Source organism: Micromonospora profundi (assembly GCF_011927785.1).
Taxonomy (GTDB): Bacteria; Actinomycetota; Actinomycetes; order Mycobacteriales; family Micromonosporaceae; genus Micromonospora; species Micromonospora profundi.
Genome location: NZ_JAATJK010000001.1, coordinates 5575850 through 5592359 on the forward strand (window position 1 = coordinate 5575850; position 16510 = coordinate 5592359).

Sequence of the window (16510 nt, forward strand, 5' to 3'; positions counted from 1 at the left end):
CACGCCGCCCGAGCTGGCCTCCCGCCGGAACCGCAGCGCCCTGACCTGCGTCGAAGAGACGTGCTGACAACCCCCCGCGCCCTGGTCCTGCTTCTCCCGCTGCTGACGATGGTCGCGTGCGCCAGCCCCCGAGACGCCGCTACGCCCACCGAGAGCGGCCCCACCCCGCTCACGCCGACAGTCACACCGACGCCGCCCCCGACCGACCCGTCCGCGACCGCCCCTCCAGCACCGCCGTCGCCGTCCGTCACCGCCCCTCCGCTGTCCTCCACCGTGCCGCCGACGATGCGCCCGCCAGTGGCCAAGCCGAGCCCGCCCAGCGACCTGCGGCAGACCGACCTGATCAGCGGCACCATCACCCAGGGCGGCACCGGCCCCTGCTACCGGCTCGTCAGCGAGGACGGCACCGAATACGCCCTGCACGGCCCGGACGCCGGCGAACTACGGACCGGGAGCTTCGTCACGCTGCGGATCGGACCCGCGCGGGCACGCATCAGCTGCGGCCCGGGACTGGCCAGAAGCATCATCCCCGAGTGAACGGCCGTACCGTCGCCTGTCGAGCAGCGGACCACCGCGGACGGGCCCGGACCGTGCCCTGTGCCACGGGACCTAGGCTGAGCGCATGACCGACCAGCGCGGCGACGCCGTCGACGAATCCTGCGTCCTCACCGAGGGGCCGTGGACGCACCGCTTCGTCGGCGCCAACGGCAGCCGCTTCCACGTGGTCGAGGCCGGCACCGGGCCGATGGTGCTGTTCCTGCACGGCTTCCCCGAGCACTGGTGGGCCTGGCACCAGATGCTCCCGGCGGTCGCCGACGCCGGCTTCCGGGCGGTCGCCGTCGACCTGCGCGGCTACGGCGCCAGCGACAAACCACCCCGGGGGTACGACGGCTACACGCTCGCCGCCGACATCGCCGGGCTGATCCGCGCGCTCGGCGAACGGTCCGCGACGGTGGTCGGCAGTGGCGTCGGCGGCATGGTCGCCTGGACGGTGGCCTCGTTCCACCCGTCCCTCGTTCGCCGGCTCGTGGTGTTGGGGGCACCGCATCCACTGCGGCTGCGCGCCGCCATCTTCGCCGACCCGCGTGGCCAGTTCGCCGCCTCCACCGTCGCGCTCAAGTTCCAAATCCCCCGCTACGAGCACGTGCTGACCCGCGACGGCGCGGCGGCCGTCGCGGAGATCCTGCGCCGCTGGGGCGGGCCGCGCTGGACCGTCAGCCAGGACTTCGAGGCGTACGCCGAGCGGTGCCGGGAGGCCATGCTCATCCCGCAGGCCGCCTTCTGCGCCATGGAGGGATACCGCTGGGCGTTCCGATCGGCGCTGCGGCTGCACGGCTACCGGTTCGTTCGCCTGATGCAGAAGCCCCTGGTCACCCCGACCCTGCAACTGCACGGCGCGCGCGACGTCGCCGCCCTGCCGCGTACCGCCCTCGGCTCCGGCCGGTACGTCGTCGCACAGTACGAGTGGCGATTACTCGACGAGGTGGGCCACTTTCCGCACCTGGAGGCCCCGGATCTGGTGCTCGGCGAGATCCTGCGGTGGGCCAAGTCCTGAGCGGTCAGACCCGCTGCTCCCTTGAGTCGTCAGACCCGCTGCTCCCGCAGGTCGGTGACCTCGGCGGCCGGCGCCCAGCCCTGGTAGACGCCGAAGTCGAAGACCTCCAACCGCATCGCCTCGGCCACCGGCCAGCGCCCACCCGTGTACTCCACACGAAGCCACGCGTCGTGCTCACCGAGCACGATGAACGGCTGCCCCTGCCACGTGCAGGTGGTCCGCACGTACGCCAGGTCCTCGATCTCGCTCGCCGGCAGCACCCGCACGTACCGGCCGGGCCGGACCTCCTCGAAGCCCTCAGCCGGCTCCGGCTGGTACAGGCGGATGTCGTCGCCGTCCGGGCTGGCCTGGTACTCCCGACCCCGCCAGCGGGCCACGTAGCCGTCCCGCATCACGCCTCCCCGACCCGTCGCCACACCACGGCGTCCGTGTCGAGGACCGCGACCACCCGCTCGGTGCCGTCCCCGCCGATCCGCCAGAGCTGCGCGCCGTGCGGCAGCCGCACGCTGTCCACCTTGAACTCCGCCACCACGTCGCTGCTCTCGCCGGGGGCGAAACCGTTGCCGCGGAACGGTGGGCGCTCGATGACCCAGCCCTCCATGGCCCGCATCGCCGCCTCGTTCTGCCCGCCGTACGGGATCCGGTAGAGGCTGGGCCGGTGCGCCGGCCACCGCAGCACGTAGATCTCCTCGGCGTCCCGCACGAACGGTGATCCCGGGTAGCTGAGACCCAGCGCGTCGTGCAGTTCGGCAGGCGTGGTCAGGTGCGCCAACTCCCCCGCACGGTGCACGAAACCGGAGACCCTGTCGTACCCGCGCTCCAGGTAGTACGCGAGCTGGCTCGGCGCGATCGCCTTCTGCATCACTGTCGGACGGGTCGGGTCGACAGCGGCCGGGGCGTACCGAGGGCGGGCAGCGGGTTCCTCCACGGCCGCCGGCTCCTGCGGATCCACCTCAAGGTCGTCGCCGAGTCCCACCTCGGCGGCCCAGTTGGCCAGCGCGACGATCTGCTCGCCGGGCAGCTTGGCGCCGACCGGAGTGCCCGGGTTGACGGCGAACGACCAGTCCTCGTCCGGCCAACGCCGGATCAGCTGGGCGAACTTCACCCGGACCGTGTCAACATCGCCCTCGGTGTGGTCGGCGAGGCGCTCCGGCGAGGTGTAGACCACGACGTACGTCTCGCCGTCGAGCTGCGCGGTGCGCCAGACGAAACCCGGGTCGCCGGGCCGGCTGCCGCGCGCCGAATCCGGTGCGGCCGGCAGCAGCACTCGGGCCAGCAGCAGGGTGGACAGAAACGTGTCAGTGCTGCCGGAACCTGCCGCGCTGAGCAGGTCCTCCTCGACGGTGTTGGCCGGCTCGAACTCGACCGGCGCAGGCGTCTCCGCCGGCGGGCGCTGCCCGTCCGCGACCGGAAGCGTGCCGCTTTCGGGGGTGGCCACGTCGAGGCGTGCCGTCTCCACGCCGCTGTCAACCGGGTAAGACGACGCACCCACCGGGGAAGGGGGGCCACCAGCCTCCGCAGCAAACGGGGAAGGCGAGTCACCGACGCCCGCAGCCGCTGGGGAGGACGAGTCATCGACGCCCGCAGCCGCCGGGGAGGGCGACTCGCCAAAGCCCGCTGCCGCCGGGGAGGGCGACTCGCCAAAGCCCGCTGCCGCCGGGGAGGGCGACTCGCCAAAGCCCGCTGCCGCCGGGGAGGGCGACTCGCCAAAGCCCGCTGCCGCCGGGGAGGGCGACTCGCCAAAGCCCGCTGCCGCCGGGGAGGGCGACTCGCCAAAGCCCGCTGCCGCCGGGGAGGGCGACTCGCCAAAGCCCGCTGCCGCCGGGGAGGGCGACTCGCCAAAGCCCGCTGCCGCCGGGGAGGGCGATCCGTTGACGTCCGGAGCGATCGGGGGAAGCGGGCCGCCGACGTCCTCGCCCACAGGCGTCGCGCGCTCGTCCGCGCCGGTCCGGTCCGCGCCGATCCAGTCCGCACTGATCCGGTCCGCACCGTTCACGTCGACAGGCGACGCGCCGAAGCCCGCACGCTCGTCAACGACCGAGGTACCGGCACGCTCGTCGGCGCGCCAACCACCCGCAGCGGCATCGACCGGACGCTCGCCAACCACGTCCGGGCCGGCGTCTGCCGGCGCGGACATCCGACGCGCGGCCGCAGGCTCGAACAGGCTCGGCTCGGACGACGCAGGTCGGACCGGCGGCGCCGGCTCGGGAGCGGGCGCCCCGAACGGTGCCGGGCCGGGAGCGGACGTGCCGAACGGTGCCGGATCGGGAGCGGACGTGCCGAACGGTGCCGGGCCGGGAGCGGACGTGCCGAACGGTGCCGGATCGGGAGCAGGCGCCCCGAACGGAGCCGGATCGGGGGCAGGCGCGTCCGGGGCAGCAGCGCCGAACACAGGCGCGTCGGGCTTGTCGAACGGTGGTGGGGCGGAGGGCGGTCCGGGGCGGGAGGCCGCCTCGACCCGGGCATCGGCTTCGGCCGTGTCGGTTAGGTCGCGGGACTCGATGATGGTGCCCTCGATGACGATGGGCGTGAAGCCCCGCCGCGAACCGGGCGGCCCGGAGACCGGCTCCGCCACCGATGGCGGTATCTCCTCCGCGGGCTCGAACTGGCGCGGGTCGATTGGCCGACCGTGCGGGATCGCCTGGGTCTCGTCCTCCGAGGGTCGCCCGGCCGGGTTCGGCGCAGGTGCACCGGCGGCCTTATCGGGCACCCGGAAGGCGCGGGTGGGCTCGTGAGCCAGCGGATCGGGGCGGCGGGGTGGCAGGGGCTGGGTGGCCTCCTCGTTCGCCGAAGGAGCGCGTACCCCTCTGGGTGCGCCCAGGTCGGCGGCCGGCGGCCCGGCGGCGGCCGGCGGCGGCATGGGGAAGGCCCGGGTGGGGCCGTCGTCGGCGGGGCGGCGGCGCGGGAAGGGCTGGCTGCCCCGGGCGAACCGGGATGGCGGCACCGCGCGGTCGCCGGGGCGGACGTCACCGGGGGTGGTGCCGGACGGCCGGCTCCGACCCGAGGTCGGTTCGAAGAAGGAGCGGCGACCGTCTGGGGCAGCGCCGTTGGTCGCAGCCGGGTCGTCGGTGTCGGCGGCCGGCCGGCTCGCGGGCGGCCAGCCCGCGCCGGCGGCGTCGGTCGGTACGGGAGCGGGTCGGTCAGGGGGAGCCAACGCCGCGTACCGGGATGCGCCGGCATCGGATCGCGCCGGCCGGGGCGGGCCGGTCGGGTGCCGCTGGCCGGCAGCGGGCATGTCGTCCACACCGGACCCTCGCGACAGCCCGGCCGCGCCAGGTGTGGGGTTCGGCGCCGTCGGCCCACCTACCGGGGGCACGGCGGTCGTCGGCGAAGGCCGTCCGGACGAGGTGGCCGCCGGCCCGGTGCCGGGTGCGGCCTCCCGGCTGGTCGTGCCGGCTCTGGATCGCGCCAGGGTCTCGGCGCGTTCCAGTCGGGCGCGGGCACCCATGGCCCGGCCGGGCAGCCGGACATCGCCACGCGAGAGTTGGGAGACGAACCATGCCGGCAGGTAGCCCTCGACGGGCAATCCCGGGTTGACCGCTAGCCACCACTCGTGGTTGGGCCAGGCCAGGGCGAGGTCCGCGAACGGGACGCGGCGGGTGCCGGCGGTGTGCTCGCCGAGGCAGGCGCGCAGCGCGGCGGAGGAGGTGAAGGCCAGTACGTGGGTCCGGCCGCCGGTGGTCCAGGTGCCCCAGCCGGAGGGTGGCTGGCCGGGCGGCGTCGGCGCGGAGACCGGCAACAACAGATCGGTGCGGGACAGGAGGCGGAAGTACAGCTCCTGGTCATTGGCGCGCAGCGCTTCCCGCATCGCCACCTCGGCCTCCGTGGCCGGCTCCCATTCGGTCACGGCCACCTCCCCTTCCGAGAACAGGCCACAGGTATCGCGTACAACCTACAAGGTGGTATCAAGATCACAATGGCTGGCCGGCGGCGGCCCGCCGGGGTGTCGGTGAGGCGATAACATCCCGTTCCGGAGCCGACACGATACGGAGGCCGTCGATGTCGCTGTCGATTGCGCGCCCGGTCCTGGCCGGTCTGTCGGCAGCCCTGCTGACCGGCGCGGTCCTTCCGCCCGCCGCCGCTCACGCCGCACTCCGGGAGGCACCGGCCTGCGCGACCCCACTCGCGCCCGTCCGGCCGGTGGATGCCACACCCTGGCCACAGCAACGGTACGACCCCACACGGCTCACTCCGCTGACGACCGGAGCCGGTGTGACGGTCGCGGTCGTCGACTCCGGGGTCGACCGGGTGCATCCTCAACTGGCCGGGCGGGTGCGGGCGGGCACCGACCTGCTCGACCCGGGCGGGGACGGCGGACGGGACTGTGCCGGCCACGGTACCGGCGTCGCGAGCATCATCGCGGCGACCCCCCGATCCGGCATCGCCTTCCACGGCCTCGCCCCGGGTGCCCGGATCCTGCCGGTACGGGTGAGTGAGCAGCAGGTGGTGCAAGGGCGGGAATCGGGACGTACGGTCAGTGCCGACGAGTTCGCCCGCGCGATCCGCTGGGCCGTCGACCACGACGCCGACGTGGTGAACCTCTCCGTCGTGCTGTACGCCGACGACCCGCAGGTCCGCTCCGCAGTGCGGTACGCCCTGGACCGGGACGTGGTGCTCGTGGCCGCCGCCGGCAACCTGCACGACAGCGGGAACCCTCGCCCGTTCCCCGCCGCGTACGACGGTGTGCTCGGGGTCGGTGCGATCGGGGTGGACGGCGCACGGGCGGCGTTCTCCCAGGTCGGCGCGTACGTCGACCTGGTGGCACCGGGTAGCGACGTGCTGGTAGCCGCACCTGGTCAGGGCCACCAGCGCGTCGAGGGCACCAGTTACGCGGTGCCGTTCGTGGCCGCCACAGCGGCGCTGCTGCGGTCGTACCGGCCGGAGTTGACCGCTGCTCAGGTGGTGCAGCGGATCGTTGCGACTGCCGATCCGGCACCCGGCGCGGGCCAGGGCGGCGAGTACGGCGCCGGGGTGCTGAACCCCTACCGGGCGGTCACCGAGACCGGCGGCGGCGCTATGGCCCCTCGGTCGGTTGCCGCGCTTGCCGACGACCGGGCCGACCCGGTGCTGCTCGCCCGCCAGGAACGCCGTGCCATGGCACAGGACCGGGCTATGGCGGTCGGCGCGGCGATCGGCACGGCGGTGGTCGCCGTGGTCCTGCTCGCTCTGGTGCTGCCCCGAGGAGCACGACGACGCTGGCGTCCAGCCGACCCCGCCTGACCCCAGCACCGCGCACTGGGACAGGCGCAGACCGCCGCCGTTCGACCAGCCCTCGCAGCATCCCGCAGCTGACCGGGCGGCCCATCAAGAAAGCGGCCGGGAGCGCCGACGCGAAATCGGTAAGCGCTCCCGGCCCGCCGGGTTCACTGGAACAGCCCGGTGTTCTTCTTCTCGGTGTCCAGATAGTCGGCGGCGGAGTCGTCCACCGCCAACTTGATGGCGCGCAGCATCGCCTGGAGGTCCTGCGAGGCGGACTGCCACCGCTTCTGGCGCTGCTCGTACGCCTGTTGGGCCTCGCCCGCCCAGCCGGCCACCAGAGGGGCGGCGTCGCGTTCGAGTTGGCCGAGCTGCGAGTCGAGCGTGTTCAGCGCCCTTTGGATGTCTGCGCCGGCCTGTTGCAGCGCGGCGAAGTTGACGACCAGCACACCGTTGTCCATCGAAGCTCCCCTTCCAGCGGGTCAGAGCGGCAGCTGGATGCCGCCGCGGTTGGTGCCGGACACCCGGCTGGCCGCCTCGTCGTCCGAGACGTCGTACTGCCGGCCTGCGGTGCGGATGGCGCCTGCGGTCTCCCGCAGCGCCCGGTGCAGCGCCGCCTGGTCCTGCGACCACTGCCGCTTGACCTGCTCGAACGACCGCCCTCCGGCGCCGCGCCACGCCTGTTGCAACACCTCCAGCTCGGCCAGCAGGCCGGTAAGCATGGACTGCAACGACTGGTCCACCTGCTCGAACTTCGCAGCGGTCTGCTGCATCACCGCCGCTTCTGCCTGGGTTTGGGACACCCGGACGTCACCTCGTCTCCTCGGTCGTGTCTGGCCGTCGACGCGCTCGCCGTGGGGGCGCATCGCTCGCGTGGCCCGGTCGATGAGCACTGTGGACGCGGGTCAGCGATGAACTTCGTGGCTGACGGTAGCGGCACGGTAGCGGTTCTGCTACCCCGCTGCGCTCCCCTGTGGACAACCACTACAGCCATCGGTCGCTTACGATGTGCGGCAGCCATGTCGCGGCGTGTGACGGGCCGCCGGAGCGGTCCCGCGGCGGACCGGCGAGCCCACTCAGCCGGCCGGGGACCTGCCGCCTCGACACGGTCCACACTGGTCGAGGAGGTGCCGTGCCGGCGATCACCACCGGAGGGCAGCAGCCAGCGGTCCCGGTCGGCTCCGACCCGGGCACGCCCGGCGGTGGCGACGAGCGCGACGCACTTCGCCGCCGGTCGTCGGTCGCCCGCTGGGCCTCGATCGGGCGGCGACCGGACGGCGGGTTGCGCGCCGGCCAGCTGGTCACCGGGCAGGTCGCCGTCGCACTCGTCGTGGCCGCCCTGGGTCGGGGAACGCCGGTCACCGTCGTGGCGCTGCTGGCGGCGGTGCTGCTCGTGGCGGTCGCCGGGGTCCGGGTCCGGGGCCGGTGGCTCTTCGAGTGGCTGGGCACGGCCTGCGGGCACCTGACCCGTCGCCGGGCGCTGGCCGGACAGGCAGGCCCCACCGAGTTGCTCGATCTGGTGGCGCCGGGTGCGGTGATCCGCTCGACGGAGCTGTCTGGTGGGCCGGCGGCCATTCTGGAGGACACCGGCGGCATGGTGGTGCTGCTGGAGCTTGGCGACCCGGGGGACCTGCTGGGGGACGCGTCCCGGGCGATCCCCGCACCGGCCGCGCTGCTGCCCACGCCGGGGCCGGACGTCCCGTCACTGCGGATCCAGCTGCTGCTCTCCGGCACACCGGCACCCGTGCCGGCGGCGGGCGGAACCGTCGGCACGTCGTACCGGCAGCTCACCGACGGTCGGCTCGCCGGGCGGGAGCGGGTGGTGCTCGCGGTCCGGGTGCTGCGGGTGGACGGCTGGTCGGAGGAGGATCTGCGCCGGGTGCTCACCGGCACAGTGCGCCGGATCGTCCGTCGACTCGGGCCGCTGACCGCCCGGCCGCTCGGCGTACCCGCGGCGCTTCGCGTTCTCAGCGAGTTGGCGCACCTGGACGGCGGCCCGGTGCGGGAGTCCTGGCCGGTGCTGCGGTGCGGCACCCTGGTTCAGGCCACGTTCCGGCTGGCCCGGTGGCCGGAGGCCGGCGGTGCCGCCGCGCGGCCGCTGGTGCCCCGGCTCCTCGCATTGCCGGCGACCGCTACCACTGTGTCACTGTGCGCCGGCCCGCCGCCGGCCGGCGGCACCGGCGAGGTGCCGACCGAGCTGACGGTACGCCTCGCGGCCGGATCGCCTGCCGAGCTGACAGTGGCCGTCGAGGCGCTGGAGCGCCTGGTGACCGGCCTCGGTGGTGGGCTGCGGCGGCTCGACGGCGCGCACCTGGCCGGGCTGGCCGGCACGCTGCCGCTGGCGCTGAGCGCCGTCGGCGCGCAGCCGGGGCCTGCGCTTGACGACTGGGAGCTGACCCTGGGCGGGGCCGGGATGATGGTCGGCACGAACCGGCACGGCGGCGCCGTCACCGTGCGGCTGTTCCGCCCGGAGAGCACACGTGTGCTGTTGGTGGGTGGGGTGCGGGCCGCCCAACTGGTGGCGCTGCGGGCGATGGCTCTGGGTGCGCTGGTCGTGGTGCAGACGGCGCGACCGCGCGCCTGGGAGCCGTTCGTCCGGGGGGTGGGTGCCCCGGGCGGGACGATCCCGCTGATCGCGCCGGGTCGGCCGGTCGCCGACGGGGTGGGCACGGCGCTGCGGCCGTTGCTGCTTGTTGTCGACGCCGGCCCGGTGGCCGTCGAGAGCGAGCCGGGCCCTCGCTGGCGGGCCACCCTCGTGGTGCGCGACGAGCTGACAGCGGCGGATGTGGACGCGCTGAGCCGCGTCGACCTGGCGGTGCTGCAACCGCTGCACGCGGCGGAGGCCGCGCTTGCCGGCGCGGCGTTGGGGCTGGGCGGCTCGGCTGACTGGCTCACCCGGATCCGCGACGACATGGTGGCGGTGGTGAACCGCCGTGCCCTGCGCTGGGCGCTGCTCTCCCCCACACCCATCGAAGCCCAGTTGATCGGTCGGCCGGCGCGGGGGTGAGCCAGCCCCGCATGGTCATCCGGCGGGTTACGTCGCTGGCTGGTCCGTGGCACGATCCCGGCCATGGGTTTTCTGAAGGGGTTGTTGATTCGGCTGGCCACGACGGCGCTGGCCTTCTGGTTGGCCACACTGCTCATCCCGGGCATCGACCTGGAATCGAGTTCCACTGTCGAGACGGTCACCACGCTGCTCCTGGTGGCGGCGATCTTCGGCGTGGTCAACGCGGTGCTCCAACCGATCATCAAGACCGTCGGCTGCGGCTTCTACCTGCTCACCCTCGGCCTCATCGCGCTTGTGGTGAACGGGCTGCTGTTCCTGCTCACCAGCTGGATCGCCGACCAGGCCGGGCTGCCGTTCTCGGTGGACGGCTTCTGGCCGGCCGCCGTGCTCGGTGCCCTGTTCGTGAGCATCGTGACCTGGATCCTCGGCGCCGTCCTCGACCGGGACTGACCGACGACCAACCGGCGACCGGACTCACCGACGACCGACCGGACCGACCGACGACCGACCATCACCGACCTGCGCCGCCCGGCTCCTCGGAGCCGGGCGGTTTGCTGACCAGACTCCGGGAATTGGTCGGCGCGCGGGCCGGCCGGGTCGGTTAGCGTCGCCGACGTGTTCTCATCGACCCGCAGCGACGGCCACCTGATCAGCACCGATCCCGCTCGGCTCGACCTGGATCTGGTCCATCGCTGGTTGTCCACCGACGCGTACTGGGCGCTGGGCCGGGACCGGGAGACTGTCGTGCGGGCGTTCGCCGGGTCGTTGCCGTTCGGTGTCTACCGGCCCGAGGACGGCCGTCAGGTCGCTGTGGCCCGGGTGGTGACCGACGGCGCCACCTTCGCCTGGCTCTGCGACGTGTACGTCGACCGCGCCGCCCGAGGTATCGGGCTCGGCGGCTGGCTGGCCGAAGCGGTCCGCGACCACCTGGCGGACCTGGGCGTACGCCGGATCCTGCTGGCCACGAACGACGCGCACCAGGTGTACGCGCGGGTGGGCTTCACGCCGCTGGACAACCCAGAGCGGTGGATGAACCTCGACCGGCGGCCACCCGTGACCCCGCTCACCGGAAAGGAACAAAGCAGCGAATCACCCCTTACGGTGGAGCCGTGACGCCTCTCCGCCTGGGATATCTCTACGGCTTCGGCGCGTACCTGATGTGGGGCTTCTTTCCGCTCTACCTCAAGCTGCTGCAACCCGCCGGCCCGATGGAGATCCTCGCCCACCGGATCGTCTGGTCGGTGGTCTTCGTGGCTCTGCTGCTGGGCGCGCTGCGCAACGTCGGCTTCCTGCGGGCGCTGCTGCGCCGGCCGTGGGCGATGGCCGGGATCGTGGCCGCTGCCGCGTTGATCGCTGTCAACTGGGGCACCTACATCTACGGGGTCAACTCCGGTCGGGTGGTGGAGACAGCGCTCGGCTACTTCATCAACCCGCTCGTGGTGGTGCTGCTCGGGGTCACTGTGCTGCGGGAGCGGCTGCGCCCGCTGCAGTGGGTGGCGTTGGGCATCAGTGGGTCGGCGGTCGCCGTGCTCACAGTGGACTACGGCCACCTGCCCTGGCTGTCCCTGACGCTTGCCTTCAGCTTCGCCGGCTACGGCCTGGTCAAGAAGCGGCTCGGGCTGCCCGCCGCCGAGGGGCTCTTCGTCGAGTCGGCGGTGCTGGCGCTGCCCGCGCTGGGCTACCTGGCCTGGCTGACCCGGCGCGCCGAGCTGACCTTCGGCCACGTCTCGGCCGGGCACACCGCCCTGCTGGTGCTGGCGGGCGCTGCCACCGCGATCCCGCTGCTGCTCTTCGCGGGCGCCGCCAACCGGCTGCCGTTGACCGGCCTCGGCATGATCCAGTATCTGGCGCCGATCCTCCAGCTCGCCTGCGGCGTGCTGATCTTCAACGAACCGATGCCACCGGCCCGCCTCGCCGGGTTCGCGCTGGTCTGGGTCGCCCTCGTCGTCTTCACCGCCGACGCCGTCCGGCACGCCCGCCGTAATCGGGCACGCACGCGTGTCGCCGCCGAGGTTCCCGTCGTCGCTGCCTGACCTGCCTGCTCAGGGGACCAGGTAGGTCAGCAGGGGCGTCCCGTCGGCCCGCTGCAGCTCGACGCTCACCAGTTCGGCGTCGGTGAACCGGGTCATGCCTGTGAACCGCAGGTCGTCGCCCGGGGCGGCGAGCCACGAGCCGATCTGCTCGCTGGCGCCGTTCGGGCCGCGCGCCACCAACCGGAACGGGTACGCCTTGCCGTAACTGGTCCGCGCGTCGTAGCCGCAGTGCATTGTCACCACGGTGCCCCACTTGGTGCCGCTGAGCCCGATCTCGGCGTGCACCGGCCCGGTCGACGCCACCGGCCGCATGGCGACCATCGACGCCTGCGGACCGGGGCGGGTGGCCTGCGCTTCGGGGACGCTGGGCGGAGCCTCCTGGCGGGGCAGCACGGCTGCCGTGCCGACTCCGACCACAAGGGCCAGCGCGGCGGCGGCCAGCGCCGTCAGCGCGTACCTGCGGCGCGTCGCGGACCGCTCGCGGCGTCGACGGTTCCGTGCCTCCTCCAGCAACGCGGGCACCCGGGGCGGTGCCGGCGGCGGCAGGAACTGCTCCAGACCCGCCGGGTCGAGCCGCCCGAGCAACCCGGGCAGCACGGCGATCTCGGCGACCGCGTCCCGGCAGGAGGCGCACCCGCCGAGGTGCCGCTCGTACGCCGCCCGCTCGGCGGGAGCCAGGGCGCCCAGCACGTACGCGCCGTCGTCGTGCGCGAACTCGCACCGTGTCATCCCGTCACCCCCATCTCGGCCAGGACCAACCGTAGTGAGCGCAGCGCGTAGTGGGTGCGCGACTTCACGGTGCCCGGTGGCACCCCCAACCGGGACGCCGCCTCGGCCACCGACCGCCCCTGATAGAAGCACTCGACGAGCACCTCGCGGTGGGTCGGGGTGAGCCGGTTCAACGCCTCGGCGACAGTCCATGCCTCCACCGCACGCTCGGCCTCGTCGACGGCGTCCGGCGGCTCGGGCAGTTCGTCGGTGAACACCTCACCGACCCGTGTGGACCGTCGCCGCCAGGCGTCGATGGCCAGGTTGCGGGCGGTCGTGAACAGCCAGGCGCGTACGGAGCCGCGTCGCGGGTCGAGGGACTCGGGATGCCGCCAGGCCCGCAGCAGCGTCTCCTGCACCAGGTCCTCGGCCCGCTGTCGGTCGCCGTTGACGAGCCGCAGGGCGTGCGCGTACAGCGCCTCCGCGTGCTCGTCGTGCAGCGCCCGGAGCAGTTGGGCGTCGTGGTCGCTGATGGCGGTCTCCTCACTTCCGGCGCGGGGTCCGGCGGTGCGTCCGCTCGGGTATACGTGCCGTCACGCCGATCGGTTCAGCCCGAGGTCAGACGGCCCGCGCCGTAGAGGTGTTCATGTCCGGTTCATGCGTAGCCCGGTGGGCAGCTGACGTTGCTCCGGCGGTCCGGCGTTGGACCGCCCGAAAGGGGCCCTCTGCCAGCCGGGCAGGGGGCCCCTCGGCCGTCGGGTGGGTCAGTGGTCGGCGGCGATGCTGTCGGCCACGGCGCGGGCCACAGTGAGCAGCTTGGCGCGTACGACCCGGGCGGAGGTCATCATCTCGCTCGCCGGGAGGGCACAGGCGAGCACGACACGGCGTTCCATGTCCTTGTCCGGCGCGACGAGCACCGCCGCGCAGGCCACCCCCTGACGGAACTGCCCCAGCTCCAACTGCATGCCGCGTCGGTCACCGGCTGCCAGGTCGGCCTCGAACGTCTCCGTGGTGGTGAGCGTGGCGGTGGTGAACGGGCGCATGCCGTATTCACGCAGGTAGCGGAACCGCTGCTCGGCGGTCAGTGTGGCGAGCAGGCACTTGCCGAGCGCTGTAGCGTGCGCCCCCTCGTCGAACCCGGGGACCAGGTCCTCCAGGTAGGGCGAACGGTGGCCCTCGGCCATGGCCGTGAGGGCGACCTGGCCGCCGACGAACCGGCCCAGGTAGTGGCTGTAGCCGGTTTCCACTGCTGCCCGCCGCAACGTCTCACCCACGGCGGGCGGGCCCCGGAACGCTGTCACCAGCTCCCGGTACCGGTCGGCGACCTCCAGACCCACGATGTACGTGCCGTCCTCCCGACGGATCACGTAGCCCTCGTAGGCAAGGGTGCGGACCAGGTGGTAGGTCGTGGCCACTGTCAGCTCGCACCGTCGGGCGATCTGCTTGACTGTCAGGCCCTTCGGGGCGCGACCGACCGACTCCAGAACCCGCAGTGCGCGCGACACACTGCGGATCAGGTCCGAAGGTTCTGCCAAGGGGTCGCGCACAACCACCTCCGCCGCCGGGGACTTACACCATATGAAAAACAGAGCTGGTGCGAAATGCCTGTTCGGGTCGAGGATGCCAGATCACCATCCACGGTTCGTGCGTCAGCGGTCACCGAGAGTCGCCTGACATGACTCGCGTAGGTTAGCCGGACGATGACCAACACGCCTCTCAGCTCCGCTCCGGACGTCGCCCGTACCCGCCCGATCCGGGCCAGCGCCGGTGCCGTCGCCACCACAGTGGCCTGCGTACTGCCCGTCTTCCTGCTCGGCGGCCTTGCCGTGCAGATGGCCGCGGACCTCGACTTCTCCCCGGCCGGCCTTGGCCTTGCGGTGGCCGTCTACTTCGGGGTCAGCGCGCTGGCCTCGGTCCCCTCCGGCCGCCTCGTCGAGCGGTACGGTCCGGCCCTGGTGGCCCGCTGCGGCATCGTGCTGGCGGCGGCGTCGATGCTTGCCATCGCGGCGCTCGCCAGGTCGTACCCGGTGCTGCTCGGGCTGCTGGCGCTCAGCGCCGCCGCCAACGCCCTCGGGCAACTGTCGAGCAACGCAGCGCTTGCCGAGCACGTGCCACCGGGCCGGCAGGGGTTGTCGTTCGGTGTCAAGCAGGCGGCCATTCCGGTCTCCACCCTGTTGGCGGGTGCGGCGGTGCCCACCATCGCGCTCACGGCCGGCTGGCGCTGGGCGTTCGTGGTCGCCGCCGTCGCGGCCCTGACGACGCTGCCCGCCGTACCCCAGCAGGTGTCGGGTCGGGCTCGGCGGGCCTCTGCCGCCCGCGCCAGCGGCGCCACGGCGGCGCTCGTGGTGATCGGCGCGGCGGCGACGTTGGCGGCGGCGGCCGCCAACGGGCTCGGCACGTTCCTGGTGGACTCCTCCGCCGCACGGGGCCTCTCACCGGGCCTCGCGGGCCTCACCCTCACCCTGGGCAGCGCGGTCTGCGTGGCGGCCCGCGTGGGCGCCGGTTGGCTGGCCGACCGCCGCGCCAGCGGCCACATCGCGGTCATCGCCGGGATGCTCGTGGTCGGGGCATGCGGGATCGGGCTGCTCGCGCTGGCCGGCACGGTGCCACTCGTCGTGGGCGTGGTGCTCGGCTTCGGCCTGGGGTGGGCCTGGCCCGGACTGATGAACTTCGCGGTGGTCCAGCTGCACCCGCAGGCACCGGCCGCCGCCACGTCGATCACCCAGACCGGGGTGTACGCGGGCGGCTGCCTCGGCCCGCTGACCCTCGGCCCGTTGGCCGCGCACCTCGGCTACCCGACGATGTGGGCGACAGCGGCGGTGTCCATGCTGCTCGCCGCCGCCCTCATGCTCACAGGCAGCCGCCTGCTGCTCCGTCCAGGCCAGCCCGCATAGGGCCGGCGCCCAGCGGCGTACGGGTCAGCTGGTGCGGTCGGCGATGTAGTCGCAGAGCGACTCCAGCGCCTGACGCGACGGGGTCTCGGGAAGCGGTGCCAGTTGGGCGCGGGCGTCCTCGGCGTAGCTCCGCACGGTCTCGCGCGCCCGCTTCAGCGCCGGGCTCTCCCGCAGCAGCCCCAGAGCCTCGGCATGCAGCGCGTCGTCGACGAGCGGGCCGGTCGCCAGGATCTCCCGCAGTCGCACCGAGGACGCGTCGGAGTCGTCAGCCGCGCAGGCGTAGAGCACCGGCAGCGTCGGGACACCCTCGCGCAGGTCGGTGCCGGGCGTCTTGCCCGACTGCACCGACTCGGAGGCGATGTCCAGCAGGTCGTCGGAAAGCTGGAAGGCGACGCCGATCGTCTCGCCGTACCCGGCCAGGGCCTCGACGTGCTCGCTGGGGGCGCCACCGAACATGCCGCCGAAGCGGGCCGACGTGGCGATCAGGGAGCCGGTCTTCTCGGCGATCACACTCAGGTAGTGCGCCACGGGATCGTCACCGGGACGCGGGCCCACGGTCTCCGCGATCTGGCCGTGCACCAGGCGGGCGAACGTACGCGCCTGCAACCGGACCGCCTCGGGGCCCAAATCGGCCGCGATGTCCGCGGCACGGGCGAAGAGGTAGTCACCGACCAGGATGGCGACCGAGTTGGTCCAGCGGGAGTTCGCGCTCGGCGCACCCCGACGCACGGCAGCCTCGTCCATCACGTCGTCGTGGTAGAGCGTGGCCAGGTGGGTGAGCTCCATCACCACGGCCGCCGGAACGACCTGCGGGGCGTTGGGATCGCCGAACTGGGCGCCCAGCGCCACCAGCAGCGGCCGGAAGCGCTTCCCGCCGGCCTCGACGAGATGCCGGGCTGCCTCGGTCACGAACGGGTCGGCGCTTGCCACACTGGCCCGCAGCTCGACCTCGACCTGGTCCAGCAGGCCCAGCACGGACGCCTCGACGCGGGAATCGGCGAGATGGAGGCCGAGCGCGCCGAACTGACTCGTGCTCGCCCGACCCCGGCGACCGCCGGAGCCGGTGGCACCTGAACGCTCGCCAGCCGGAATCACCACGCTATCAACCATGCCACAT

General features: G+C 73.3%; 16 protein-coding genes. 8 read left to right on the forward strand and 8 right to left on the reverse strand.

Annotated features, from left to right (window positions below; translation table 11 throughout):
* The first annotated feature begins 60 nt into the window (after positions 1–60).
* Both F4558_RS24735 and F4558_RS24740 read left to right on the forward strand, forming a co-directional pair.
* Positions 61–537 (forward strand): hypothetical protein, encoded by a 477-nt coding sequence (locus tag F4558_RS24735; protein ID WP_167946138.1) that lies wholly within the window; start codon positions 61–63, stop codon positions 535–537.
* An 85-nt stretch (positions 538–622) separates the two neighbouring features.
* Positions 623–1555 (forward strand): alpha/beta fold hydrolase, encoded by a 933-nt coding sequence (locus tag F4558_RS24740; RefSeq protein WP_053652251.1) that lies wholly within the window; start codon positions 623–625, stop codon positions 1553–1555.
* Between the two features lie 29 nt (positions 1556–1584).
* Here F4558_RS24740 and F4558_RS24745 read toward each other — a convergent pair whose 3' ends face one another.
* On the reverse strand, positions 1585–1950 hold the full coding sequence (locus F4558_RS24745; protein ID WP_053652250.1) for a UCP033725 family protein: 366 nt from the start codon (positions 1948–1950) through the stop codon (positions 1585–1587).
* Positions 1947–5402: an SseB family protein gene (locus F4558_RS24750; RefSeq protein WP_312877394.1), complete on the reverse strand. Its 3456-nt coding sequence runs from the start codon at positions 5400–5402 to the stop codon at positions 1947–1949. Before F4558_RS24750 ends, F4558_RS24745 begins: the two co-directional genes overlap by 4 nt.
* Positions 5403–5554: 152 nt before the next feature.
* Here F4558_RS24750 and mycP point away from each other — a divergent pair, with 152 nt between their 5' ends.
* Positions 5555–6775, forward strand: coding sequence for a type VII secretion-associated serine protease mycosin (gene mycP, locus F4558_RS24755; RefSeq protein WP_167946140.1), 1221 nt, complete (start codon positions 5555–5557; stop codon positions 6773–6775).
* Positions 6776–6918: 143 nt separating this feature from the next.
* Here the strand turns inward: mycP and F4558_RS24760 are convergent, their stop codons facing one another.
* On the reverse strand, positions 6919–7212 hold the full coding sequence (locus F4558_RS24760) for a WXG100 family type VII secretion target (protein ID WP_053652248.1): 294 nt from the start codon (positions 7210–7212) through the stop codon (positions 6919–6921).
* Positions 7213–7233: 21 nt separating this feature from the next.
* On the reverse strand, positions 7234–7554 hold the full coding sequence (locus tag F4558_RS24765) for a WXG100 family type VII secretion target (RefSeq protein ID WP_053652247.1): 321 nt from the start codon (positions 7552–7554) through the stop codon (positions 7234–7236).
* A gap of 203 nt (positions 7555–7757) precedes the next feature.
* On the opposite strand from F4558_RS24765, the gene eccE reads away from it, so the two are divergent.
* The 4 genes from eccE to rarD all read left to right on the forward strand — a co-directional run bounded on the left by eccE (position 7758) and on the right by rarD (position 11791).
* The gene (eccE, locus tag F4558_RS24770) at positions 7758–9758 is read left to right on the forward strand and encodes a type VII secretion protein EccE (RefSeq protein ID WP_446685547.1); all 2001 of its coding nucleotides are present in this window, start codon (positions 7758–7760) and stop codon (positions 9756–9758) included.
* Positions 9759–9821: 63 nt separating this feature from the next.
* Positions 9822–10208: a phage holin family protein gene (locus tag F4558_RS24775; RefSeq protein ID WP_053652245.1), complete on the forward strand. Its 387-nt coding sequence runs from the start codon at positions 9822–9824 to the stop codon at positions 10206–10208.
* A gap of 165 nt (positions 10209–10373) precedes the next feature.
* On the forward strand, positions 10374–10871 hold the full coding sequence (locus F4558_RS24780; RefSeq protein ID WP_167946142.1) for a GNAT family N-acetyltransferase: 498 nt from the start codon (positions 10374–10376) through the stop codon (positions 10869–10871).
* Positions 10868–11791 carry an EamA family transporter RarD gene (gene rarD / locus F4558_RS24785; RefSeq protein ID WP_053652243.1) on the forward strand — a complete coding sequence of 308 codons (924 nt, stop codon included), beginning with the start codon at positions 10868–10870 and terminating at the stop codon, positions 11789–11791. Before F4558_RS24780 ends, rarD begins: the two co-directional genes overlap by 4 nt.
* A 9-nt stretch (positions 11792–11800) precedes the next feature.
* On the opposite strand, the gene F4558_RS24790 is transcribed toward rarD, so the two are convergent.
* From F4558_RS24790 to F4558_RS24800, 3 genes are all read right to left on the reverse strand, one after another.
* Positions 11801–12520, reverse strand: a complete 720-nt coding sequence (locus tag F4558_RS24790; RefSeq protein WP_167946144.1) for an anti-sigma factor family protein — start codon at positions 12518–12520, stop codon at positions 11801–11803.
* On the reverse strand, positions 12517–13011 hold the full coding sequence (locus F4558_RS24795; protein ID WP_053652241.1) for a sigma-70 family RNA polymerase sigma factor: 495 nt from the start codon (positions 13009–13011) through the stop codon (positions 12517–12519). Before F4558_RS24795 ends, F4558_RS24790 begins: the two co-directional genes overlap by 4 nt.
* A 252-nt stretch (positions 13012–13263) precedes the next feature.
* Positions 13264–14046 (reverse strand): IclR family transcriptional regulator, encoded by a 783-nt coding sequence (locus tag F4558_RS24800; RefSeq protein WP_053652367.1) that lies wholly within the window; start codon positions 14044–14046, stop codon positions 13264–13266.
* A 153-nt stretch (positions 14047–14199) separates the two neighbouring features.
* On the opposite strand from F4558_RS24800, the gene F4558_RS24805 reads away from it, so the two are divergent.
* Positions 14200–15393, forward strand: coding sequence for an MFS transporter (locus F4558_RS24805; RefSeq protein ID WP_053652240.1), 1194 nt, complete (start codon positions 14200–14202; stop codon positions 15391–15393).
* Positions 15394–15417: 24 nt separating this feature from the next.
* On the opposite strand, the gene F4558_RS24810 is transcribed toward F4558_RS24805, so the two are convergent.
* Entirely contained in the window at positions 15418–16503 is a 1086-nt protein-coding gene (locus F4558_RS24810) for a polyprenyl synthetase family protein (RefSeq protein WP_053652239.1), read from the reverse strand.
* Between the last annotated feature and the right edge of the window lie 7 nt (positions 16504–16510).